At 62.6% G+C, this 22055-nt stretch carries 26 protein-coding genes and 1 other RNA gene; 18 read left to right on the top strand and 9 right to left on the bottom strand.

The genetic code is table 11. From position 1 onward, the window contains the following. Positions 1-49: 49 nt before the first annotated feature. Positions 50-661: an acyl-homoserine-lactone synthase gene (locus B0E51_RS02790; RefSeq protein WP_077443336.1), complete on the bottom strand. Its 612-nt coding sequence runs from the start codon at positions 659-661 to the stop codon at positions 50-52. 257 nt (positions 662-918) lie between these two features. Between B0E51_RS02790 and B0E51_RS19710 the strand changes: the two genes are divergently transcribed. After that, entirely contained in the window at positions 919-1161 is a 243-nt protein-coding gene (locus tag B0E51_RS19710; protein WP_254424382.1) for a hypothetical protein, read from the top strand. A gap of 183 nt (positions 1162-1344) precedes the next feature. After that, complete coding sequence (locus B0E51_RS02780; RefSeq protein ID WP_077443334.1) at positions 1345-2058, top strand: autoinducer binding domain-containing protein; 714 nt, start codon at positions 1345-1347, stop codon at positions 2056-2058. Positions 2059-2929: 871 nt separating this feature from the next. Here B0E51_RS02780 and B0E51_RS02775 read toward each other — a convergent pair. From B0E51_RS02775 to B0E51_RS02765, 3 genes are all read right to left on the bottom strand, one after another. Continuing rightward, positions 2930-3148, bottom strand: a complete 219-nt coding sequence (locus B0E51_RS02775) for a DUF3606 domain-containing protein (RefSeq protein ID WP_077443333.1) — start codon at positions 3146-3148, stop codon at positions 2930-2932. Then, on the bottom strand, positions 3127-3366 hold the full coding sequence (locus B0E51_RS02770; protein ID WP_143525770.1) for a hypothetical protein: 240 nt from the start codon (positions 3364-3366) through the stop codon (positions 3127-3129). The genes B0E51_RS02775 and B0E51_RS02770 overlap by 22 nt, the downstream gene beginning before the upstream one ends. A gap of 343 nt (positions 3367-3709) precedes the next feature. Beyond that, positions 3710-4582, bottom strand: a complete 873-nt coding sequence (locus tag B0E51_RS02765) for an NUDIX domain-containing protein (protein ID WP_077443331.1) — start codon at positions 4580-4582, stop codon at positions 3710-3712. A gap of 378 nt (positions 4583-4960) precedes the next feature. On the opposite strand from B0E51_RS02765, the gene B0E51_RS19860 reads away from it, so the two are divergent. Then, positions 4961-5374, top strand: coding sequence for a DUF3761 domain-containing protein (locus tag B0E51_RS19860; protein ID WP_343124654.1), 414 nt, complete (start codon positions 4961-4963; stop codon positions 5372-5374). Positions 5375-5391: 17 nt separating this feature from the next. Here B0E51_RS19860 and B0E51_RS02755 read toward each other — a convergent pair whose 3' ends face one another. The 3 genes from B0E51_RS02755 to B0E51_RS02745 form a co-directional block, all read right to left on the bottom strand. Further along, positions 5392-5910 (bottom strand): PH domain-containing protein, encoded by a 519-nt coding sequence (locus B0E51_RS02755; protein ID WP_077443330.1) that lies wholly within the window; start codon positions 5908-5910, stop codon positions 5392-5394. Between the two features lie 610 nt (positions 5911-6520). Next, entirely contained in the window at positions 6521-6739 is a 219-nt protein-coding gene (locus B0E51_RS02750) for a hypothetical protein (RefSeq protein WP_077443329.1), read from the bottom strand. Between the two features lie 273 nt (positions 6740-7012). Beyond that, positions 7013-7876, bottom strand: a complete 864-nt coding sequence (locus tag B0E51_RS02745) for a YicC/YloC family endoribonuclease (RefSeq protein WP_077443328.1) — start codon at positions 7874-7876, stop codon at positions 7013-7015. Positions 7877-7969: 93 nt separating this feature from the next. Here B0E51_RS02745 and rph point away from each other — a divergent pair, with 93 nt between their 5' ends. From rph to cydX, 10 genes are all read left to right on the top strand, one after another. Beyond that, on the top strand, positions 7970-8701 hold the full coding sequence (rph, locus tag B0E51_RS02740) for a ribonuclease PH (protein WP_077443327.1): 732 nt from the start codon (positions 7970-7972) through the stop codon (positions 8699-8701). Between the two features lie 5 nt (positions 8702-8706). Further along, positions 8707-9309 carry an RdgB/HAM1 family non-canonical purine NTP pyrophosphatase gene (rdgB, locus tag B0E51_RS02735; protein WP_077443326.1) on the top strand — a complete coding sequence of 201 codons (603 nt, stop codon included), beginning with the start codon at positions 8707-8709 and terminating at the stop codon, positions 9307-9309. After that, entirely contained in the window at positions 9306-10472 is a 1167-nt protein-coding gene (gene hemW / locus B0E51_RS02730; RefSeq protein WP_077443325.1) for a radical SAM family heme chaperone HemW, read from the top strand. The genes rdgB and hemW overlap by 4 nt, the downstream gene beginning before the upstream one ends. A 78-nt stretch (positions 10473-10550) precedes the next feature. After that, positions 10551-12884 (top strand): DUF1631 family protein, encoded by a 2334-nt coding sequence (locus B0E51_RS02725; RefSeq protein ID WP_077443324.1) that lies wholly within the window; start codon positions 10551-10553, stop codon positions 12882-12884. Further along, positions 12881-13240, top strand: coding sequence for a pilus assembly protein PilZ (locus B0E51_RS02720; RefSeq protein WP_077443323.1), 360 nt, complete (start codon positions 12881-12883; stop codon positions 13238-13240). Before B0E51_RS02725 ends, B0E51_RS02720 begins: the two co-directional genes overlap by 4 nt. A 135-nt stretch (positions 13241-13375) precedes the next feature. Continuing rightward, entirely contained in the window at positions 13376-14683 is a 1308-nt protein-coding gene (gene pepQ / locus B0E51_RS02715; RefSeq protein ID WP_077443322.1) for a Xaa-Pro dipeptidase, read from the top strand. A 167-nt stretch (positions 14684-14850) separates the two neighbouring features. After that, on the top strand, positions 14851-15081 hold the full coding sequence (gene cydP, locus B0E51_RS02710; protein ID WP_077443321.1) for a cytochrome oxidase putative small subunit CydP: 231 nt from the start codon (positions 14851-14853) through the stop codon (positions 15079-15081). Next, complete coding sequence (locus B0E51_RS02705; RefSeq protein WP_077443320.1) at positions 15078-16643, top strand: cytochrome ubiquinol oxidase subunit I; 1566 nt, start codon at positions 15078-15080, stop codon at positions 16641-16643. Before cydP ends, B0E51_RS02705 begins: the two co-directional genes overlap by 4 nt. A gap of 10 nt (positions 16644-16653) precedes the next feature. Then, positions 16654-17784, top strand: a complete 1131-nt coding sequence (gene cydB, locus B0E51_RS02700) for a cytochrome d ubiquinol oxidase subunit II (protein WP_077443319.1) — start codon at positions 16654-16656, stop codon at positions 17782-17784. 15 nt (positions 17785-17799) lie between these two features. After that, a complete protein-coding gene (gene cydX, locus B0E51_RS02695) occupies positions 17800-17940 on the top strand; it encodes a cytochrome bd-I oxidase subunit CydX (RefSeq protein ID WP_077443318.1) in 141 nt (46 codons plus the stop codon). Here the strand turns inward: cydX and B0E51_RS02690 are convergent. Both B0E51_RS02690 and B0E51_RS02685 read right to left on the bottom strand, forming a co-directional pair. Beyond that, complete coding sequence (locus B0E51_RS02690; protein ID WP_077443634.1) at positions 17937-19277, bottom strand: aminopeptidase P N-terminal domain-containing protein; 1341 nt, start codon at positions 19275-19277, stop codon at positions 17937-17939. The two genes, cydX and B0E51_RS02690, sit on opposite strands and share 4 nt — an antisense overlap. After that, positions 19274-19837, bottom strand: coding sequence for a UPF0149 family protein (locus tag B0E51_RS02685; RefSeq protein WP_077443317.1), 564 nt, complete (start codon positions 19835-19837; stop codon positions 19274-19276). Before B0E51_RS02685 ends, B0E51_RS02690 begins: the two co-directional genes overlap by 4 nt. A gap of 113 nt (positions 19838-19950) precedes the next feature. On the opposite strand from B0E51_RS02685, the gene B0E51_RS02680 reads away from it, so the two are divergent. From B0E51_RS02680 to B0E51_RS02660, 5 genes are all read left to right on the top strand, one after another. Next, positions 19951-20175: a TIGR02449 family protein gene (locus tag B0E51_RS02680; RefSeq protein WP_077443316.1), complete on the top strand. Its 225-nt coding sequence runs from the start codon at positions 19951-19953 to the stop codon at positions 20173-20175. Between the two features lie 8 nt (positions 20176-20183). Beyond that, positions 20184-20492, top strand: coding sequence for a cell division protein ZapA (gene zapA, locus B0E51_RS02675; RefSeq protein WP_077443315.1), 309 nt, complete (start codon positions 20184-20186; stop codon positions 20490-20492). A gap of 114 nt (positions 20493-20606) precedes the next feature. Further along, positions 20607-20793: non-coding RNA, 6S RNA (gene ssrS, locus B0E51_RS02670), on the top strand. A 66-nt stretch (positions 20794-20859) separates the two neighbouring features. Next, the gene (locus B0E51_RS02665; RefSeq protein ID WP_077443314.1) at positions 20860-21495 is read left to right on the top strand and encodes a 5-formyltetrahydrofolate cyclo-ligase; all 636 of its coding nucleotides are present in this window, start codon (positions 20860-20862) and stop codon (positions 21493-21495) included. Beyond that, on the top strand, positions 21492-21944 hold the full coding sequence (locus B0E51_RS02660) for an EVE domain-containing protein (protein WP_077443313.1): 453 nt from the start codon (positions 21492-21494) through the stop codon (positions 21942-21944). Before B0E51_RS02665 ends, B0E51_RS02660 begins: the two co-directional genes overlap by 4 nt. Positions 21945-22055 lie beyond the last annotated feature (111 nt).

Raw genomic sequence — 22055 nt, 5'->3', positions numbered from 1 at the left:
TTCGTTCAGAGTCAGGCTCCATTTGATACTGCCACCTCCAAACGAAACTCTAATGTGGCATCCCTTTTGATTCGGTCAGTGGAAGCTGCAACGCCTGTCGTGTCTGATCATCCAATTCGATCCACAAGGCCAGCACAGGCTCGCCATCGATCAACTGGGGTGGTCCAACGCGGTGCGCATGCATGCCGATGCTTCTGAGAATCCTTTCCACACCCACGGCCGTGAAGGTAATCAGCCGGACAGCGCCCTGTTCAATTGCCGCCCCGACAACAGCAGCAAACAATGCACAGAAACGTCTCCTGGCCTCGTCACGTGGAGGGGTGGAATCTTCGCCGATAGCCATTGTGGAAAATCGCGATAGCTCCCAGACATCCAATGCGTGTGGTGAAGGTGCACCACTCATGAGCCCCGGGAAGACTTCGTCAAGTAAATACGGCTGGGTCGTCGGCAATAACCGTGCGCAGCCACACACCGCACCGTGCGCGTCCCTGGCAATGACATACAACGTGTCCGGCCGGTCAAACTGATCACGCTCCAGCCCATTTTCAACCGGCAACTGCCAGCGCAAAGTCTCTATAAATACTTCGTATCTGTAAGCGGCCAGTGCCACCTCAAGGTCAGGTGACAGTTGACTCCCCATGCCAGCCATCACCGTCAACATTTGCCGTGGCTCCGCTAATTAGGGATAACGGCATTGAAGAATGATTTTTATCGGGCCATAACTGTAAGCTTCTACAGTTGCAGGCGAAGGAAACTCCGAGTACGGAATTTATCCAGAACGATTCCGGCGGAAAACGGGCAAGCAGTACCGATAACCGGCAGCCCAGGAAAACAATCGCAGACCTAGAGACCGCAGATGGCCTCGCGGGTTTGCCAGCTTTCGCCTGACAACCACGCTCGCAGCAGTTCATCGGTCCGATGCATGCCCAGGTCGTAACTGGTCCGAGTTACGAGCATGACATTGCTGCTTATCCCACCTGGCGCGATGAACCTTCGCCCATCAGCCAGACCAAACCAGGCCCATCCGATGCTGACCTGAAGCGCGCCATCGGTTGCCCATTCACAATACCCAGCGCAGAAGGCCGGGACATCCTCTACGATAAGATCCTGCCGAAGATCCTGATCTTCCCACACCAGCTTCCGCTGGAAGTTCAGACCTGAAAATGCGTCGAACGTAAGTCGTATATAGCCATCCAGCGACCTTTTCGGGGATGCAGCACATGGAGATGACGATAAGCTCACGGCGCGTCCCTATGAAGATTTGGCAACCCTGAGGCCTACCGTAACTCCGGCCCCGCAAGACGACCAACTGTCAGTTTCCGCAGATGACGCAGGATCATAAAAGTGAAGGCTTGGCGCGAAGATTGCCTGAATCGACTCACTTCATCGGCAGGATCATCTGCTGAGGTCCTGAGAGAGCTCGCCATCATCGTGGGGGATTTGGGCTTCGAATACTGCTCCTATGTTCTGCGCGTGCCCTTCCCCCTGTCACGCCCAAGTGTCACATGGGCCAGCACATACCCTGCTCATTGGCTGGACCATTATTTCGCGAATAACTATCTTGAGATTGATCCACTCATTCAGCGGACAACGCAGGATTTGTCTCCCGTGGTCTGGAAAGATGATCTTTTCGAGAGCCAGCCAGCCTTCTGGGAAGAAGCACGCGCGCACGGAATACGGCATGGCTGGGCATTGGCCACTCATGGCAAGCACATGACGACCGGGATGCTCTCACTGGCACGGTCGCATCAGACAGTGACCCCGTCAGAGCTGGCGGAGACGGAGATGCAGCTGGTCTGGCTGTCACATGTCATCCATGGACTGATTGGCACTGCAGAAATACAGAGACTCGTACCTGAGCACGACTGCGAGTTGACCGCCCGAGAACGCGAAGTGCTGCGCTGGAGTGCTGCGGGCAAGACGGCAGATGCGATCGGGAGAATCCTGGGCATCTCCGAACGTACTGTAACGTTCCATATCGCAAGCAGTCTGACCAAGCTCAACGTCGCGAACAAGACGCAGGCCGTTGCGAAAGCCCTGCTGCTGGGAATTCTCTGACCGAAGCCATGCTTGCTGACGAATCTCGGCCTGACAGGTCACCCCGTCGCTTTGGAACAGGGTCCGGCGCTGGCTGGGAGCTTCGCGGCACCTTCAGCAGCCAGGGTCCGCAGGCAGCCTTTCAGGCAGGTCAACTGATAAATCCTACAGGTTCGCGTGAAGCATCATCCCGATAACCTCTTGCATCAGGTAGCTCAAGCCGAATGGATCCCCCGGCAGCATTGCCAATCCGGAATGTCAGGTGGCACGGATACACCGAGCGACCTCGTGCGTACAACCGAAAGGACTCGCCTTGGCGCCCATCCGGGCGCCATTTTCTTTTTCAGGGTCCTGCCATGGCAGATTGTATCAATCAGGAGCAGACAGCCTGACGGCTGCGACCTGCAAATCACCCGATTGCACCTGAATCCGAAGCGCGGCGCACAAACCGCGCCCCGCAAGGGTTTCACCACTGCGCTTTTGCGCGTGGGTACAACCGTGGGTACAAAGGTTCGGGCGATCAGAACGTTCTGGGTTGATGCTGTTGGAAACCTGGCGCCCCCAAAGTTGCCCCCAGAGTGTGCTTGCTGCCACGGCACTGTTCAGATCAAAGCCGCCATCAGTCGACCGGCCGCCGTCGGGCACCATTGACCCAATATCGAGAGTTGGGCAAAGCCTCTTCCCTCCAATCGATGGCCGACGTCGGCGTCATAGAGGCGATTCCAAACCCATGGTCCACTACAGAGCTGGCCCAGCATGCATTTTTCATCGCGATCGAGAGGGTAGGTCATATGGAGTTGCTCCACAGGCTCTACGGATTGAACCCGGCATCACCATGTGCCCCTAAGCGTGCAGTCGACGCGACAGCGCTGTTAACGGGCGGCAATGCCGTTCATGTCCACGCGTTGGATGCCTCGAACGACTCCAAAGCGTATCGCGTTGCCAGATAGAGGCCGACCACGCTGACTTCCATGCTTCGGGTTTCTCGCACCGCGTCGATCAGCTCCTTGTCGCTGCAGCTGAAGCAGCCGCACCAGTGCGCGCGGCTCAGCCGGTTGCGGAGATTGATCCGCTCACCCGCACTCGCCTTCACGCCGTGGCGCCCGTCCATGTGTCTCGTGACGCCTGGTAATGGGCCAGTGGCACGATCACGTCAGTGCCGTGCATTTCCACCCGCGTGACAAGGCCCGACTCCAGATGCTCTGTCCTAGCAGCGTCCCTAGCCTGCCTGATAGCGGCGCCGAGCTGCAGGCCATCCGCGAGCGTGGCGCTCATGGTGCGAATGCACCAGAGCCCGCTTTCGTTCTGCTTCACGGTGTAGACCATCATGCAAGGCACCGTTGCGAAGAGAGGTTGCCCGCGCACGGCGCCAAGACGACAGGGGAAAGTCAGGCGGCACCTACGTACGGGCAACAGCAGCTTGCACGAGCTGTCTCACGGAGTGCATCAGGCGATGGTGTATACGCGTGTAGGTGAAGACCTGCCCATGGCCTCATGCGCGTGAGCCGTAAGCAAAACCTTGACCTGTGATGCAGCGGTGGCGCTCCGAGATGCACGTTCAAACTCATCGACTATCGGTTGTCAATGCAAACTGGCTGCAGTGATCGGGTAGACCGCTCTTGGACCTGAGATAAGCCACTGGAAATCAGCCCACTCCGCGCCCCTTCCAAAGTCATTTTTGGGAAGGGTCCGGGTAAAGCAATTGATACATGCGGAACGCTGCGGCGAGGCCCACAGCGATGATCATGGTCATGAGCACCATGTTTTGCCGGGCGTACCCCAGGTTCCAACCATGCGCCACCGGTGGTGGTGCGCCAACCATAGGTGGTGGCAGGATCGGTGGCAGGATCGCTACCGGGCCGCCAGCCAAGACCACTGGGACCACCGGCGCTGCCGCTGCGGCCAGATGCAGATCGCCCACGCTGGTTGCATGCCAATTGAACGCTGCGTTCAGCTCATTGGCGACCATCACACGCAGCGGCGGCGGTACAAAACCCGCAGGGATCTGGTGCCAAGCGTGACCTTGATGAAGCTGGAATGCGCCCGCCAACTGCGGCATCCGCGGTGCGTGCCAGCCCCCCGCAGGAATCAGTGGACTAGGACCCAGCAAGACAGCAACGCCGGCCTCCGCCACGACTTGAACCTGGGCTTGTTCCTGGTCCAAGGGCGTATTGCCGCCTATGTTCGCGTTGATATCGACTGCCAGCTGATTCAAGTCTGCGAGCGCAGCAAGCTGCACGTAGAGCGTGGAGAAAGCCGCGCGATTGATCAAATGGGTGTGCGTGACATGGTAGGTCGCCACAGCCAACGGATTCGCCCAGTCGATGCCGGTTTCCTCTAGAAACTCCCTCTCAGCGGCTGCCTGTGCTGCCTCGCCTACATTGATCCGGCCACCTGGAAAACAAGCCTGACCCGCGCCATGCAAGAGGACGGACGGTGCCACCGGGGCGCCATTGAAGCGAGAGCCGGTGAATCGTTTTGTTGCTAGAAGCACATGACGCCCGCCGGCGCCATTGCACCAAGCCACGACATAGGCATTTGGCATGACTTAGACCATGTTGGAGTGAGAGGAGTGCTCGGGAGATTCCAGGCCAAGGCGTCAGCTCGCCCCGTGGTTCACACACCACCTCAGCCTAGAACTGAGTTAAATGACGCGTGGTACGCGTTTCCCCTTGGAATTCCTAGGAACCTTTCAGCCGAAGCAGAAAGGCCTGCTCTAGGTTGCCGTCTATAGCACCATACTCGCTGAGGAGCTGGCCACCCGTAGTTCTTACAGGTTTTTAACTAATCAAGATGGGCGGCCATTTGGCAATGGCCTAACACCTGTCAGATTGGTGGCCGGACTCGCGGGGCAAGGTCAGGAGGCAGCGCGGGGACTGATCGGTCATCAGCGAAGCGTGCGCGAGTGTGTAGGCCGAAGCTGATGCCATGTCGGCGGACGGGGACTATGACGGGGACTATATTGACTTGGCGTGTCAGGGGGCATGCGCTGACCGGAGCTCGCCGGCAGATGGGGGAGTATATGTATCGGCAACTTATCCTGGCGGCCGTGCTTGGTCTGGCATGCGTGTTCGCTACCACCGCACCGGCCTACCAACTCACCCCGCCCCAGCCCGCGCAACGAACGCAGCAGACACCATCTGCACACGATGATCGCCTGATCGAGTCGGGGAGCTACGTCAACAAAGCCGGCAATACAGTGCACCGGCCTGCGCATACAGTGTCTGGTAACGCGCCCACCGGTGCGACTGCCCGGTGCCGCGATGGCAGCTACAGCTTTAGCCAGAGTCATCGAGGAACGTGTTCGCACCATGGTGGGGTATCGCGCTGGCTGTAGCGTTGCCTAACCGACCCTCACATGTGTTCGATCGGCATGACGCGGCGGCGCGTGCGTTCGCGTAACGAGCACTCGCGCAATGTATCGGCCAGCCCTTCTAAGCCCGGTATCCCATACAGATAGACCGAAGTCATCCCTTCATCGGACGAGTGCATGTGCACCTGACATAGGCCAAGCAACCGCATACCAAGTGGCTTCAGCAGGTCGAAGTGATCGACACGGAACAGTTCGAGATTGTCCTGTGTCTTGGAGAGAATCCCGCGCTCAAAGCGCACACGTTGTGTGGTGATCGTGAACGTGGTGGACAGACTACGCAGCCAGTAGACCAGCAACGCGATGCCAAGCGTGATGATCACAAAGAAGTACTGGCTAAAGGTGTAGATCACTTTTGGGTGACCCGAGAAAAGCGTCTTTTCGACCGCTGTTTCCTTCGATGCCACATAAGCATCCAGATCCGTACCGCAATATCGGCATTTATGGGCAGCAGCCTGGATCGCCTCGCCGCATGCGGGACACGCCTTCATTCCTTCGTCCATAGCTTGCGCCTGCTTTAACCCGGGTGAGCCCAGACTACCTCTCGATGCATAGACGGCAACGTGAAGATCTGAGTGAGCCTTAATGTTCGCGCTGTTACTCACGCCGTCTCAGGTTTGCCGCAGTCCTCGCGGCCCTGTAGAGCATCCACCGCCCCCGCTGCGGGTCCTTTTTTTGCCAAGAATCTATGGCGCCACTCCCACATTCATAAGCACGCCGGGTCCGTCATAGTTGCCTGTATCGGGGTCGGCTGTGTGACGCCACATAACGACACTATCGAATGACCCTCCAAGGTAAGCCGCGCGCTCCCTAGCCAGTGCTTCGCTTTTGAAGCACTGAGTGATCGCCTTGCACCCACTGCGGAAACCTTGAACAACATAGATAGTGTGTGGCATCTCCCTTCCCCTGACTCCCGGCAACCATGCAGAGCCAATGTGTCATCTGAAGACACGCCGAAGAACTGGGAGAACCTACAGGTTCGCCCGAAAGAGCATCTGTCTATCGTTGCCAAGGGTCGCCCAAGTTCACCGAGCATCTGCCGCATGGCTGATGCTCGGACAAGCGGTGACTTCCGTGGTTTGTTCAATCGATACATTTCGGCGCCCGACCCCCTCAGGCGCCATTTTTTTTGGGTTGCGTTATTCCCTCGCGCGCGATGTGTGCGGTCAGCGGCAACACCGTGAGTACATCCATGCACCAGGTGTGCACCGACCACAGCGCCGCGGCGGTGATCGTCGGGGCATCAGCGATGACGTGCTGGTGCAGCACGCGGCAGATATCCACCAGCAGTTCAGTACCCTCAACCGGTTCACCACGGATCCACGTCAGCAAATACCTGCCCGCGGCTGCCTTCGCGCTCCGATATTGTCAGCCGGTCCAGCTCGCCTACGCTGACCTTCATGGTCTTGGCTTCTGCATCGTCGCCTCACCTGTGCCGAAAACACCGTGTACCTACAAAAATCACCTTTGTACCCTGTGGGTACAACCTCATCACTGGATGCAGTTGGACACCGTCGGATTGCGTTAAAGATGAAAAAGCCCGCATATAGCGGGCTTTGTGGGATTCTTGCCTGTGGATTGGACCGTGTCGGACGGCCTTAAACACTATTCAATGTTTTGCACCTGTTCGCGCATCTGCTCGATCAGCACTTTCAGTTCGACCGCGGCATTGGTGCTGCGCGCATCGACCGACTTGGAGCCCAAGGTGTTCGCCTCGCGGTTGAACTCCTGCATCAGGAAATCCAGCCGGCGGCCAACCGGCTCCTGCAGCCCGAGCACCCGCCGCGTTTCACTGATGTGCGTGCTGAGCCGATCCAGCTCCTCGTCGACATCGGTGCGGGTGATCTGGAGCACCAACTCCTGTTCCAGCCGGCCCGCCTCGACCGGCTGCTTCAGATCGGCCAGTCGCGTTTCCAGTCGGGTCCGCAGCGCAGCGCGAATTTCCGGCATCCAGCCACGCACGTCGGTGACCACGCGCTCGATGCCGTCGAGCTTGTCGTGCAGGATCTCGCCCAGCTTCTCGCCCTCGCGCTCGCGAGTGGCGGTCAAGGCGTCCAGCGCGCGATCGAGCACATCGAACAACGCGGCCTGCTGCGCTTCCGGATCCGTCTCGGCCTGCTGCATCACGCCGGGGAAGCGCAACAATTCGGTGAATTGCACCTGCATGCCGGGAAACAGCGCAGTCATGTCCAGATTCAGCTCCGACAGCCGCGACAGCAGCGCGCTGTTGACCTGCAACGAGTCGTTGCGCGCATCGCCGCTGCGCAAACGCACGGTCATATCGAGCTTGCCGCGCGACAGTTTCGCCGCCACCCGCTCGCGCAGCTGCGACTCGAAGTTACGCAATTCGTCCGGCAGGCGCGGGCTCAGTTCCAGATAGCGGTGGTTGACCGTACGCAGCTCGCAGCTGAGCGTGCCGGCGGGACCGGTGGTTTCGGCACTGGCGTAAGCCGTCATGCTGCGGATCATTGGGGCGCCGTCCGGACGTGGGGAAAGGACGCAATGGTAAACTCTCCCGTCCCGCCTTGCCCAATCCGGCCAAGCGACGCCAGGAACCACCCCATGAATCCCGTCACCCGCCCCAGTGGCCGCACCAGCGACCAGCTGCGCACCGTCAGCATCGAACGCCACTATACCCGCCACGCCGAGGGTTCGGTGCTGGTGAGCTTCGGCGACACCCGCGTGCTGTGCACCGCCAGCATCGAGGATCGCGCACCGGCATGGCTGCGCGGCAAGGGCGAGGGCTGGGTCACCGCCGAATACGGCATGCTTCCGCGCGCCACCAACACCCGCATGCAGCGTGAAGCCGCGCGCGGTGGCCAGGGCGGCCGCACGATGGAAATCCAGCGGTTGATCGGTCGCTCGCTGCGCGCCTGTATCAACCGCCAGGCACTGGGCGAACGCGTGATCACGCTCGATTGCGACGTATTGCAGGCCGATGGGGGCACCCGCACTGCGGCGATCACCGGCGCTTACGTGGCCTTGGTCGACGCAGTGAACCTCCTGATGAAGCGCGAAAACCTCAAGCGCAACCCGATCGTCGGTGCGGTCGCAGCCGTATCCGTAGGCATTTACCAGGGCATGCCGGTGCTCGACCTGGATTACGCCGAGGATGCGAATTGCGACACCGACATGAACGTCGTGATGAATGATGGCGGCGGCTTCATCGAGGTACAGGGCACCGCCGAAGGCCATGCGTTCCGCCGCGACGAGATGGATGCACTGCTGGCGCTGGCCGAGAAAGGCATTGGCGAACTGGTGGTCGCACAGCGCGCTGCCCTGGCGCAAGGCTGAACCCGATGTCGCGCATCGTCCTGGCCAGCAGCAACCCGGGCAAGCTCAAGGAGTTCGGTGCACTGCTTGCCGACAGCGGTCTCGAGGTCATTGCCCAGGGCAGTCTCGGCATCGAGGATGCCGAAGAAACCGGCCTGACCTTCGTCGAGAACGCCTTGCTCAAGGCACGCCATGCCGCACAGGCCAGCGGCCTGCCTGCGCTGGCGGACGACTCGGGCCTGTGCGTGGATCACCTGCACGGCGCACCGGGGCTGTATTCGGCGCGCTACAGCGGCGGCCACGGCGATGCGGCGGCGAACAACGCCAAGCTTCTGCGCGAACTCGATGGCGTGCCGGCAGAACAGCGCGGCGCGTTCTTCATCTGTGTGCTGGTGTTGCTGCAGCATGCCGACGATCCGTCCCCGTTGATCGCCGAGGCACGCTGGCACGGTCACATTCTCCCCGAAGGTCGCGGCAGCGGCGGTTTCGGCTACAACCCGGTTTTCCTGCCCACCGGCTACAGCCAGAGCGTCGCCGAGATGGACGACACCCTGAAGAAAAAGCTCAGCCATCGCGGCCAGGCACTCGTGCTGCTGCACGAGCGGCTGCGCGAACTTCGCCACGCATGAGTCTGCTTGCACCGCCGTTGTCGCTGTACATCCACATGCCGTGGTGCGTGAAGAAGTGCCCGTACTGCGATTTCAACTCGCATGGCCTGCGCAGCGAGCCGCCGCCGTATGCCGACTACATCGACCATCTGCTCGCCGACCTGGATGCCGATCGCGCCGACTTTGGTGCGGCGCTCGAAGGCCGGTCCGTCATCAGCATCTTTTTCGGCGGCGGCACGCCAAGCCTCTTTTCGCCCGAACTGATCGACCGCCTGCTTGATGGCGTACGCGAACGCCTGCCGCTGGCCGACAACGCCGAAATCACCCTGGAAACCAATCCCGGCACCGTCGAGCACGGTCGCTTTGACGGTTATCTGGCCGCCGGCGTCAATCGCATCTCCTTTGGCGTGCAGAGCTTCGACGACGACAAGCTGAAGCGACTCGGCCGCATTCATTCGGCGAATGAAGCGGAAGCCGCGGTGAAGTCGGCGCAGGACGCCGGCTACACCAACATCAACCTCGATCTGATGTACGCACTGCCGCAGCAGACCCTGGATGGCGCACTGGTCGATGTGGAGCGCGCCGTCGCGCTCAAGCCCACTCACATCTCGCACTACCAGCTGACCCTGGAGCCGAACACCGCGTTCGCCGCCAACCCACCGCCGCTGCCGGATGACGATCACGCCTGGGCGATGCAGGAAGCCTGTGAAGGCCGCCTCGCCGCTGCCGGCTATGGCCAGTACGAAATCTCCGCGTATGCCCTGCCCGACCGGCGCTGCACGCACAATCTCAATTACTGGCGTTTCGGCGACTACCTCGGCATCGGTGCCGGTGCGCACGGCAAGCTGAGCGATCCCGGCACGGGCCAGGTGCACCGGCGCTGGAAAGCCCGCCATCCGCGCGCCTACCTGGAAGCGGCTGGCGGCACAGCACGGATCGGCGGTGACAGCGTGGTCAGCCCGGCCGAGCTGCCATTCGAGTACATGCTGAACGCATTGCGCCTGATCGATGGCGTACCACTCGCCGATTTCAGCGAGCGCACCGGCCTGCCGCCTGAGCGCATCGCTGCGGCACTGGCCGCAGGTCGCCGGCGCGACTGGCTGCATGACGATCCGCAGCGACTACGCACCACTGCGCTTGGCCAGCGTTTTCTCAACGACGTGATCGCCAGTTTTCTCGATTGACGTCGCCATTGCCAGCGATGGCATACCCGCGACAACCGGCATAGACTTGCGGCACCGGGGGAATAGACAGGCTTTTGCATGGATGTCGGACAGGATCGGCACGACCTACCCGCGTCCCATCAGGCTACCCGCCTGAACAGCGGACGCTGGCCTGCGCGTGCCCAGCGGCTGCTCGAGACCAGCTACAAGCTGTGCACGGATGGGTTGCACGAACCGTTGCGACGCTGCCTGAGTGACTTCGAGCAACAACTCTTCGCGCTGGCCGAGCGAGCACGTCAGCACACCCAGCAACAGGATCTCTACAGCAGCCGGCAGCGGGTGCTGCAGGACCGCACCCGATTCGAGCAGCGCTTCATCGAACAACTATGCGAAGCCTTCAACACCCTGGAGGCTGATACGGCCAAGCTTGCGCCGGCCAGCACCCCCGGGACCAAGGCCTGGAAAGCACTTGAACTGCTCGATCCGGTCGAGCAAGAGCTGACGATGACCGTGGAGCAACTGGGTGCACGCGGCGAAGTCCGCCACAGCGGCGTGCTGTACGAGCTTGGTTATCGGCTGGCTGTACTGGTCGGTGCACCGCCGCTGGAGGGAGCGAAACTTCCGCTGGGACCGCATGCCCTGATCCAGGCGTTTTACCGGGCCAGTACCGAACTGAAGTTGCCGATGCCGCACCAGCTGCTGCTGTTGCAAAGTTTCGACCAGTGGCTGATCCAGCCCATGGCCCCCTTGTACGACAGCATCAACGTACAACTGCAGCGTGACGGCATCCTGCCGCAACTGCGCAGCATCCCGATCCCGCGGCACCTCAGCAAACGCGAACGCCCCGCCAAGACACCCGCCACAGCAGTGGCCGAGACGGCTCATGCAGCCGGCGGCGGTGGGGCCGGCGCAGGCGGCTCGATCGAAGTGCTGGAATCGCTGCGCGATCTGCTTGCGCAGCAACGCGCCAATCAGGCCGGCACGGCAGGACAGCCGGCCGGGCATGTCGCCAGTTCCGATGAATTGCAGACGGCGCTCGGCGCGCTGCAGCAGCATCTGGCCCAGGTCACCGGCCAGGCCAGTCGCGAACTGCGCAGTGCCCAGCGATTGCGCGAGGAACTGCTGACCCAGCTCAATGTCGGCAAGCCCCTGGGCGCACCGCACACCCATCTGACTGGCGAACAGGGCGACACGGTGGAACTGGTCGCCATGCTGTTCGAACAACTCGGCCAGCAGCTGCAGCAGGGCGGCAATGCGCACAACCTGCTGGGCGACCTGCAACTGCCGGTACTGCGCATGGCGGTCGCCGACAAGGGTTTCTTCGAGAAGCGCGAGCACCCCGCGCGCAAGCTGCTGGACACGGTGACCGCGGCCGCCAACGACTGGCTCGACGGCAGCGACGACGAAAGCAACCGACCATTGGCCAACAAGCTCGAACAGCTGGTGGCGCGAGCCAGCCAGGAACCGCCTAGCGCCGGCCTGTATACCACCCTGCTGGCCGACATCGAGCATCACCTGGGCCTGCTCACGCGCAAGGCACAGGCTGCCGAACGCCGCCATGTGGAAGCCGCGCAAGGGCGCGAGCGGCTGGATCAGGCACGCCATCGCGCCGGCGAATTGATGGCCGAACGCTTTGCGCAATCGCCACCGCGTGGACTGTTACGTGCCCTGCTGGATCGCGCCTGGTCGGATGTGCTGGCGCTGACCCTGCTGCGTCATGGCGAAGACAGCGAGGCGTTCGGAAAACAATTGGCGATCACTGACCAGTTGCTCGGCCGCCTGCCCGTAGGTGACCGGCAGCAATTGCAGCAGAACGTGGAAAACGGCCTGCAGCAGATCGGCATGCATGCCGAGGAAGCGGAGCAGGTTGCGCAGCGACTGCTCGGGACGGAGAAGCCCGATCTTGCGGTGGAACTGCCCAGCGCCACCGATCTCGCCATGCGCCTGAAGCAGCATCAGCGCCTCGGTGAGCATCAGTCCACCCATCTCATCCAACCCGCCCAAGCGGCCCAATCCGGTCAACCCGCCCGGCCCATCCAGCAGTCGTCCACCCGGCATGAGCCGACGGCTGCCCATCAGGCGCAGATACCGGAGCCCAGCCCGCGTGAACGACGCATCGAGCAGCACCTGAGCAGTTTGCCGTTCGGCAGCTGGTTCGAGTTCATCGACCCGACTACCGGGCAGATCGCGCGGCGCAAGCTGGCCTGGCATTCGCCGATGTCCGGCCGCTGCCTGCTGGTCAGCCGACGTGGCCAGCGTGGCGAGGAAATGACCCTGACCCAGCTGGCCCATGAAATTGGCGCCGGCCGCGTGTGCGAGGTACCCGAACAACGAGAGAGCCTGCTCGATCGCGCCTGGCGCAGCCTGACCGGCAGTCTGCGCCAGTCGGCCGGGGCAGGACGCCCTGTTCCGCAGGAGCCCAACCGTCGATGAGTTCAACAAGCGACATCAGCAACCAGCGTCGTGCCGAGCGCAAGCGTGCCGCCGTCACAGCCATCGTGACCGACGTGATCAGTGGCCTGCCCATCGGGCATCTGGGCAATCTCTCCAGCACCGGCATGCTGCTGATCTGCGCCCAGGCACCGCGCAGCGAAGCGATCTACCAGGTCAGCATGAGCCTGCCGGAATCAGGATCGGTGCTGACGCAGTCAGCACCGATCGAGGCGGGCATCCAGGAACAATGGCACGAGCCTGCCGCGAGCACGGGGCAGATCTGGGCCGGCTACCGGATCGTGGCGATCAGCGATGCCGATGCTGCCCGGCTCGACAGCTGGCTGGCGCAGACCTGACGTCCCGCTGGAAGTAGTCGCCACGGCGCGCGATCATGGCGCCTTCGCCTTCCCCATCTCACGCCATCACCGGCAACCAGGCTCGGCACGCGAGTGCCATGCCCCGGACGGCGTAGCTGGCCTGCAGGAGTCCCCATGCACGATCAACTCGCTTCGCTCTATCCTCAGCACCTGGCTACGCTGCGCGAACGCGCCGATCAGGCGCTCGCGTTCGGTGGTTTCGACCACCTCGTGATCGCCGCCGGCACGCCGCTGCGCAAATTCCTCGATGACCAGGACTACCCGTTCACAGTCAATCCGCACTTCAAGCACTGGCTGCCACTGACCGATGCACCGGGCAGCTGGATCGTCTACACGCCGGGCAGCAAGCCGAAGCTGATCTTCCTGCAGCCGCGCGACTACTGGCACGTGGTGCCGCAGGCGCCGCACGGTTACTGGGTGGAGCATTTCGATATCAGCATCGTGCGCAACGCGGCTGACGCGACGGCACAACTACCCACCAGTCATCGCGCGGTTATCGCCGCCAGCGGCGATGGCGTCGAAGCGAACAATCCTGCCGCCGTGCTCGATTACCTGCACTGGCACCGCAGCTACAAGACGTCGTACGAACTTGCCCTGATGCGTGAGGCCAGCCGCATCGGCACGCGCGCGCACCGCGCGGCGGAGGCCTCATTCCGTGCCGGCCGCAGCGAGTTCGGGATCCATCTGACCTACCTCGCCGCCGCGCGACAAACCGACGCCGAACTGCCGTACTCCAGCATCGTCGGCCTGAACGAGCATGGCGCGGTACTGCACTACACGAGTTTCGACCGCGTGCCGCCGGCGCACAGTCGCTCCTTCCTGATCGACGCCGGAGCCAGCGCCGCCGGTTACGCCAGCGACATCACGCGCACCTACGCTTCGGCGCAAGCGGCGGAGTTCCAGGCATTGATCGACAGCGTCGATGCCGCACAACAGGGCTTTGTGGCGAAAGTGCGCGCCGGACAGAGCTATCCCGAACTGCACATCCACGCCCATCACGTGCTGGCCGGCGTGCTGCGCGAACACGGCTTCATCCGCATGAGCGCGGAGAGCGCCGTCGAATCCGGTGTGAGCAGCACGTTCTTCCCGCACGGTCTCGGTCATCCGATCGGCCTGCAGGTGCACGACGTCGCCGGCTTCCAGCAGGACGAGCACGGCGGCAGCATCGCGCGTCCGGCCGGCCATCCCTATCTGCGCATGACCCGCGTGCTGGAACCGGGCATGGTGGTGACGATCGAGCCGGGCCTGTACTTCATCGACATGCTGCTGGCCGAACTGCGCGACAAACCGGTAGCCGCCGACATCGACTGGGCCAGGGTCGACGCATTCCGCCAGTACGGCGGCATCCGCATCGAGGACGACGTAGTGTGCACTGACAGTGCACCTGAGAACCTCACTCGGGATGCGTTTGCGCTGCTCTGAGTTCACCAGCATCAACGCGAATGGACTGGGCACGAATCCTCCTCACAGCAGCGACAGCATTCGTGCCCCATGCACCCTGCGACGATCCACCACTGCGACATTCCTCCACATCAAGGCAACGCCTTGACGGCGTATGCTGAGCGGCAGCTACCGCATGGATTCATCGCATGTCCGGCTCCGCGACATCAAGCGCCCCGACTGAAAAGCTCAGCGAACCGCCTCGCCCGCTGCGTCGGCTGACGATCGAGCTGTTCGGCGTCATCGCGCTCAAGATCGCGCTGTTGACACTGATCTGGTGGGTGGCGTTTGCACCACAACCGAAACCCGATGCCAGTCCGGATGCGATCGCACATCTGCTGGCACCCTCCCCCCAAATCCCATCCGCAGGTCACCCATGATCATCGACACCGATGTCGTCACGCTGTCGCGCCTGCAGTTCGCGCTGACCGCGCTGTACCACTTCCTGTTCGTGCCACTGACACTGGGGCTGGTGTGGATGCTGGCGATCATGGAGAGCGTCTACGTGATGACCGGGCGCGAGGTGTGGAAGCGCATGGTGCAGTTCTGGGGCGTGTTGTTCGGCATCAATTTCGCGATGGGCGTGGCGACCGGCGTGACGATGGAATTCCAGTTCGGCATGAACTGGGCGTACTACTCGCATTATGTGGGCGACGTGTTCGGTGCGCCGCTGGCGATCGAGGGAATGATGGCGTTCTTCCTCGAGGCGACCCTGGTCGGCGTGTTCTTCATGGGCTGGGATCGCATCTCGCGGATCAAGCACTTGCTGGTGACCTGGTTCCTGGCGCTGGGCACCAGCCTGTCCGCGCTGTGGATCCTGATCGCGAATGCGTGGATGCAGCATCCGGTCGGTGCCGAATTCAACCCGCAGACGATGCGTATGGAAGTGACCTCGTTCTCCGAGGTGCTCTTCAATCCCGTGGCGCAGGACAAGTTCGTGCATACGGTGAGCGCGGGCTACGTGATGGGTGCGATGTTCGTGCTGTCGATCAGCGCGTGGTATCTGCTGCGCGGACGCAACGTGGATTTCGCCAAGCGCTCGATGACGGTGGCGGCAAGTTTCGGTCTCGCCGCGGCGCTGTCGGTGGTGGTGCTGGGTGATGCCTCCGGCTACACCGTATCGCTGAACCAGAAGATGAAGATGGCCTCGATCGAGGCGATGTGGCACACCGAACCGGCGCCGGCCTCGTTCACCCTGTTCGGCATCCCGGACGTGCAACAACGCACGACCCACTTCGCGGTGAAGATTCCCTGGGTGATGGGCCTGATCGGCACTCATTCGACCGACGAGACCATACCTGGCATCGCCGAACTGGTGGATACCGCCAAGGGTCGTATCGGCAACGGCATCCAGGCCTATGACGCCATGTTGATGCTGCGCCATGACAAGGACAACGCGCAGGCCAAGGCCACCCTCGCCGCGCATGATCAGGATCTGGGCTACGCCCTGCTGCTGAAGAAATACGTCGACGATCCGCGCCAGGCGACGCCGGCAGATATCCAGCAGGCTGCCGACAGCACGATTCCGAACGTGCCGGTACTGTTCTGGGCATTCCGCATCATGGTCGGCTGCGGTTTCTATTTCATCGCGCTGTTCGCGTTTTCGTTCTGGAAGGCCAGCACGCGCCAGCTGGACAGCCAGCGCTGGTATCTGCGCCTCGCGTTGTGGAGCCTGCCGCTACCGTGGCTGGCAATCGAGCTGGGCTGGATCGTGGCCGAATATGGGCGTCAGCCGTGGGCGATCGAAGGCGTGCTGCCGACGGCGCTCGGCGTGTCATCGGTCAGTGCCGGTCAGGTACTCACTTCGCTCGGTGGCTTCGTGTTCTTCTACACCGCGCTGGCGATCGTCGATGTGACGCTGATGCGGAAGTTCATCCGCAAGGGGCCGGACGGTTTGGGCATCTGGCCGTCCAACGATCCATCCACCGCGGCCGGTCACTGAGGACATCGCCATGCTCGACTACGCCACGCTGCGGGTGATCTGGTGGGCCTTGCTCGGCACGTTGCTGATCGGCTTCGCGATCATGGACGGCTTTGATTTCGGCGTCGCCGGCCTGCTCAAGATCCTGGGCCGCGACAACGAGGAACGACTGGTCTTGCTCGAAGGGATCGAGCCTACCTGGGAAGGCAACCAGGTGTGGTTCATCCTGGCCGGCGGCGCGACGTTCGCGGCGTGGCCGATGCTTTACGCGGTGTCGTTCTCCGGCATGTACCTGGCGATCGCGCTGGTGCTGCTGGCCTTCATCCTGCGCCCGGTCGGTTTCAATTTCCGCGGCAAGATCCATGACCCGCGATGGGCTTCGTTGTGGGACTGGATCCTCACCGGCTCCGGCTTCGTGGTGATGCTGATCGCCGGTGTCGCGTTCGGCAATCTCTTCCTTGGTGTGCCGTTCCAGTTCGACGGCGATCTGCGCATGAGCTGGCATGGCGGCTTCTTCGAACTGCTCCACCCGTTTGCGCTGCTGTGCGGGCTGGTGTCGCTGAGCATGCTGCTGGCGCACGGTGCCAGCTGGGCCGCGCTGAAGGCCGATCAGCTGATCGCCGCACGCGCGGTGCGGATCGCGCGCTGGATGACGCTGATCTATGCCGTGCTGTATGTGCTGGCCGGCGTGTGGGTTGCCTATGGTCTTCCCGGCTACGCGATCGGCGGCCCCATCGTGACCGATGGCGCCTCCAACCCGCTGTACAAGCAGGTCGCCGTCGGCGGCAGCTGGTTTGCCAGTTACATGCAATATCCGTGGTTCTGGAGCGCACCGCTGCTGGCGCTGGTCTCCGCCGTGGGCGTGCAGGCGCTGATCGGCCGACGCAGCGTTGCCGGCTTCATCGCCAGCAGCCTGATGGTGGGCAGCACGATCGCGTCGGCCGGCTTCGCGCTGTTCCCGTTCCTGCTGCCGTCCAGCCTCGATCCGCGCTCCAGCCTCACGGTGTGGGACGCTTCCTCCAGCCATGGCACCTTGCAACTGATGCTGATCGTTACCGCCGTGCTGCTGCCGATCGTGATGCTCTATACCAGCTGGGTGTACCGCGTGATGCGCGGGCGGGTCACCCTTGAACAAGTACGCAAAGCGCATGGTGGTTATTGAAAGGAGGTCGATCTGATGTGGTATTTCTCATGGATACTCGGACTGGGACTGGCCTGTGCCTTCGCCATCCTCAATGCGATGTGGTACGAGGTGCACGCCACCGACGCGGCGAACCGCGAACGCAATGATGCGGAATTGCCGGACGAACTGACCTAGCGCGCCGCCAGCAACGCCTCGATTTCATCCGCCTGCTTCGGCATCGCCGCGGTGAGTACCTCGTTGCCGTCGCGGGTCACCGCCACATCGTCCTCGATGCGGATGCCGATGCCGCGCCAGCGCTCGGCCACCGAACGATCGTCCGGCGCTACGTACAGGCCCGGCTCCACCGTCAGCACCATGTCCGGTTCGAGCAGGCGCGATTCACCGTCGATGCGGTAGTCGCCGACGTCGTGCACGTCCAGACCCAGCCAGTGGCCGGTCTTGGCCGGAAAGAACCGCTTGTAGCTTTCCTCGGCGATCGCCGCATCGGCACTGCCCTTGAGCAGGCCGAGCTGGCACAGGCCTTCCGTGAGTACGCGAACCGCCGCCGCGTGCGCGGCACTGAACGGCCGGCCGGGCCGAACCTCGTCGATGGCCGCCAGCTGGGCGGTCAGCACCACGTCGTACAGTGCACGCTGCTCGCGGCTGTAGCGGCCGTTGAGCGGAAACGTCCGACTGATGTCGGACGCATAGCAGTCCAGTTCGGCGCCTGCGTCGATCAGCAGCAGGTCGCCATCATTGAGTGATGCACGATGGGCCTGGTAGTGCATCACGCAGGCATTCGCGCCACCAGCGACAATCGGCGGAAACGCCGGCACCGCGCCGCGGCTGCGCATCACACGCAGCAGTTCGGCTTCGACCTCGTATTCGCGGCGTCCGGGCGCGGCCACCTGCAGTGCCGCAAGGTGCGCCTCGACCGCAATCGCGGCGGAGGCGCGCATCAGCTTCAGTTCGCCACGCGATTTGTACAACCGCAGGTCATGCAGCAGATGGCCGAGCGCGACGAACTCCTTCGGCACCACGCCGCCGCCACGCAACTGGCGCAGCTTGCGCATCCAGCCCAGCAGTTGCGCATCGAATTCCGGCTCGCGGCCGAAGTGGCAATACACGCGGCCGCGGCCCTCGATCATGCCGGGCAGGATGTCGTCGATATCCTCGATCGGGAACGCGTCGTCCATGCCGTATTCGGCCACCGCACGCTCGGTGCCGATCGTCTGTCCATGCCAGCGCTCGCGCGCCGGATCGCGCTCGCGGCAGAACAGCACCACCTCGCCGTGCTTGCGGCCGGGCAGCAGGGCCAGCACCGCAGCCGCTTCGGGGAAACCGCCGAGGTAGTGGAAATCGGAATCCTGCCGGTACGGCCACGCTGCGTCGGCGTTGCGCATGCGCTCGGTCGCTGCAGCGACCAGCAGCACGGCATCCTCACCGGCCATCTGCATCAGTTGGCGCCGACGCCGGGCGAATTCCTCGGACGCGATCGCCAGCGCAGCCAGTCCCGGCGCGGTCGGAATCAATGCACCGTGCCGCTGGCGGGCCCGTCGTGCGCCGTGCACTCGGTGTGCAACAGCATCGCACCGACCCGCACGAATTCCTGCACCTCGATCAGCGCGTCTTCGTCCTCGTCTTCATTGTCGAAATCGAACGACGAGCCGGCGATGTTGCCGAAGTCACGCAGGATCTCCTGCGCCTCCTCCGACAGGTGCGCATGCGCGGGCGTACCGGCGAGACCGAAGCCACCGAGGAAACCGCGACACCAGTCGACCATCGCTTCGGCACGTTCGGCCAGCGGGCGGTCATCCTCCGGCAGCAACGGTTCGAAACCGAGTTCGGGATCGGCCAGTTCGGCTTCACACTGCCTGGCCAACCGCTCCAGCAGCGTCTCGTCGTTCGCGGTCGGCTCGGTGGCTTCGCCATCCAGCTGCAGCGCGGCCAGCACCGTGGTGCCGTGCAGAGAGCCGCCGCCGGCCAGATAACCGCACAGCGAACCGTGCAATTCGCTGGCCTCGGTACCCAGTCGCAGACGCATGATCAGCGCGTCGATGTCGTCGTGGCCCACAAGCCCGGTAGCCGTCATGGTGATGCTCCTGCAAGTAATGACCGCCAGTTTAATGCAGCCGCCATGGGTAGCCACCGACTCTTGCCGGCGGCCACGCTGATTTCGGCCAACGTCCTGTTATAGTTTCGTTTATGAGTACGCCTGATCACGTCCATCAAGAACTGGCTGCGCTGGCCCAGCAACTCGACCGGCTGCTCGATACCGTGCGCCGGCTCAGCGAGGAGAACCGCAGCCTGCGCCAGAGCCAGGAGCAGCTGTCCGGTGAGCGCGCGGGTCTGCTGGCACGCAACGAACAGGCACGCAGCCGCGTCGAGGCAATGATCCAGCGGCTGAAATCGCTTGAAAGCAATGGTTGATAGAACCCATGTCCAGCAGTGAACCGGTCGCGCTGCGACTGATCGACCGCGAATTCCTGATCGCCTGTGCGCCGGAAGAGCGCGATGGCCTGCTCGAAGCAGCCGGCTTTCTCGATCGCAAGATGCGCGAGCTGCGCGCGAATGCCAAGGCACCCAGTTTCGAGCGGTTGGCGGTGTTGACGGCGATCAGCGTCACCCACGAATTCCTGACCCTGCGCAAACAGCACGACGGCCAGGAACAGCGTCTCAGCGACGGGCTTGCTGCTTTGCGCAGCAAGCTGGATGCCGCGCTGGAGAGCGATCTGCTCAAGCGTTGAATGCTGTAGCGCTCTGGAGCCTGCTCAAAGCATCAGGCATCGCGTCGTTCGATGAACCCGAACTGTCATGCGCCAGTGGCACATTGACGGGCAAACGCCTAAAATCAATCCCGGCGTTTTCTGCGATGTTCGCCAGCACACTCTTACATTTGCCTTGTTCCTAAATACGGCCCCGGGTCGGCTTCACATCGGCTGTTGTGCATGTCCGCCACGTGCGGAAAGCCTCGAGGCCATGTAGCTCTCCCACCTGATCCATCTTGGATCAAGGTCGTTTGGTGTGCAGCGGCACCGCGGTTGACGCCACTTATCCTCGCCCCGTTCATCCCGCGATGAACGGGGCGAACTTTACGATGGAGACGCGCGAAACGTGGACGCCACCGCCCAACGACGCGAGCTTCGCCAGAGTCTGGCCGACCAGCGCCGCGCCCTCACCCCGCCCCAGCGCATCGCCGCCGCACAAGGCCTGCGCCGCAGCCTCGAACAGCTCCCCGAATACCTCACCGACAGCCGCGTCGCCGGTTACTGGGCCAGCCATGGCGAGCTGCCGCTGAACCTGGTGATCCCGCCCCTGGCTGCTCGTGGCCAGCAATTCCTGCTGCCGGTGATCTGCAAGGGAAAGCGTCTGCGTTTTGCGCCCTGGCAATCCGGCGAAGAAGTGCAGCCGAATCGTTATGGCATCCCCGAACCAGCCGCACCACGCGAGCTGCTGGAACCGTTCCAGCTCGACCTGGTGCTGGTGCCTCTGCTCGGTTTCGACCGCCGTGGCCATCGGCTGGGTCATGGCGGTGGTTACTACGACCGCAGCTTTGCGTTCCTCAAGAAGCAGGTGCGCCCGACCGAACCGCTGCTGGTCGGCATCGCGTATGCGTTCCAGGAATTGCCGCAGATCGAGGCAGCGGACTGGGATGTGGCACTGGACTTCGTTGCCACCGAGGGCGAGCTGATCGACTGCTCCACCACTGATAAAGGCAGCCCCCACCAAGGCAGTGAGACAAGCCGATGAATCACTGGCTGATGAAATCCGAACCCGACGCATTCTCGATCGACGACCTGAAGCGCAAGAAGCAGGAAGCCTGGGATGGTGTGCGCAACTACCAGGCGCGCAACTTCATGCGCGACGGCATGCGTCCCGGCGACAAGGTGTTCTTCTACCACTCCAACTGCACGACGCCCGGCATCGTCGGCATCGCCGAGGTCGCCACCGACGCGTATCCCGACCCCAGCCAGTTCGACCCCAAGAGCAAGTATTTCGATCCGGGCAGTTCGCGCGACAATCCGCGCTGGACGCTGGTCGATGTGAAGTTCGTGAAAAAGCTCAAGCGCACGATCAGCCTGGACGAACTCAAGAGCCACGACGCGCTGGTCGAGATGCCGTTGCTGCGCAAGGGCAACCGGCTGTCGGTGATGCCGGTCGACGCCGCTGACTGGAAATATATTCTCGCGCTGGAATGAAACAGCGCTGATCCTTGGTGTGTCAGGGCTGCGAAGGAATACATCGATTTTCTCCTCCCCCTGCTTGCAGGGGGAGGAGAAAATCGATGTATTCCTTCGCAGCCCTGACAC

This window comes from Rhodanobacter sp. C05 (genome assembly GCF_002001165.1).
Taxonomy (GTDB): domain Bacteria; phylum Pseudomonadota; class Gammaproteobacteria; order Xanthomonadales; family Rhodanobacteraceae; genus Rhodanobacter.
This window is presented reverse-complemented; position numbering and strand designations above follow the sequence as displayed.

Coding starts and splice junctions, on each gene's coding strand:
- rph (WP_077443327.1), top strand. CDS start 7,970: ATGAATCCCGTCACCCGCCCCAGTGGCCGCACCAGCGACCAGCTGCGC.
- cydX (WP_077443318.1), top strand. CDS start 17,800: ATGTGGTATTTCTCATGGATACTCGGACTGGGACTGGCCTGTGCCTTC.
- pepQ (WP_077443322.1), top strand. CDS start 13,376: ATGCACGATCAACTCGCTTCGCTCTATCCTCAGCACCTGGCTACGCTG.
- rdgB (WP_077443326.1), top strand. CDS start 8,707: ATGTCGCGCATCGTCCTGGCCAGCAGCAACCCGGGCAAGCTCAAGGAG.
- cydP (WP_077443321.1), top strand. CDS start 14,851: ATGTCCGGCTCCGCGACATCAAGCGCCCCGACTGAAAAGCTCAGCGAA.
- B0E51_RS02790 (WP_077443336.1), bottom strand. CDS start 661: ATGTTGACGGTGATGGCTGGCATGGGGAGTCAACTGTCACCTGACCTT.
- B0E51_RS02685 (WP_077443317.1), bottom strand. CDS start 19,837: ATGACGGCTACCGGGCTTGTGGGCCACGACGACATCGACGCGCTGATC.
- B0E51_RS19860 (WP_343124654.1), top strand. CDS start 4,961: ATGCCATGTCGGCGGACGGGGACTATGACGGGGACTATATTGACTTGG.
- B0E51_RS02680 (WP_077443316.1), top strand. CDS start 19,951: ATGAGTACGCCTGATCACGTCCATCAAGAACTGGCTGCGCTGGCCCAG.
- hemW (WP_077443325.1), top strand. CDS start 9,306: ATGAGTCTGCTTGCACCGCCGTTGTCGCTGTACATCCACATGCCGTGG.
- B0E51_RS02775 (WP_077443333.1), bottom strand. CDS start 3,148: ATGGACGGGCGCCACGGCGTGAAGGCGAGTGCGGGTGAGCGGATCAAT.
- zapA (WP_077443315.1), top strand. CDS start 20,184: ATGTCCAGCAGTGAACCGGTCGCGCTGCGACTGATCGACCGCGAATTC.
- B0E51_RS02660 (WP_077443313.1), top strand. CDS start 21,492: ATGAATCACTGGCTGATGAAATCCGAACCCGACGCATTCTCGATCGAC.
- B0E51_RS02705 (WP_077443320.1), top strand. CDS start 15,078: ATGATCATCGACACCGATGTCGTCACGCTGTCGCGCCTGCAGTTCGCG.
- B0E51_RS02720 (WP_077443323.1), top strand. CDS start 12,881: ATGAGTTCAACAAGCGACATCAGCAACCAGCGTCGTGCCGAGCGCAAG.
- B0E51_RS02770 (WP_143525770.1), bottom strand. CDS start 3,366: ATGATGGTCTACACCGTGAAGCAGAACGAAAGCGGGCTCTGGTGCATT.
- B0E51_RS19710 (WP_254424382.1), top strand. CDS start 919: ATGCATGCCCAGGTCGTAACTGGTCCGAGTTACGAGCATGACATTGCT.
- B0E51_RS02765 (WP_077443331.1), bottom strand. CDS start 4,582: ATGCCAAATGCCTATGTCGTGGCTTGGTGCAATGGCGCCGGCGGGCGT.
- cydB (WP_077443319.1), top strand. CDS start 16,654: ATGCTCGACTACGCCACGCTGCGGGTGATCTGGTGGGCCTTGCTCGGC.
- B0E51_RS02745 (WP_077443328.1), bottom strand. CDS start 7,876: ATGATCCGCAGCATGACGGCTTACGCCAGTGCCGAAACCACCGGTCCC.
- B0E51_RS02755 (WP_077443330.1), bottom strand. CDS start 5,910: ATGGACGAAGGAATGAAGGCGTGTCCCGCATGCGGCGAGGCGATCCAG.
- B0E51_RS02725 (WP_077443324.1), top strand. CDS start 10,551: ATGGATGTCGGACAGGATCGGCACGACCTACCCGCGTCCCATCAGGCT.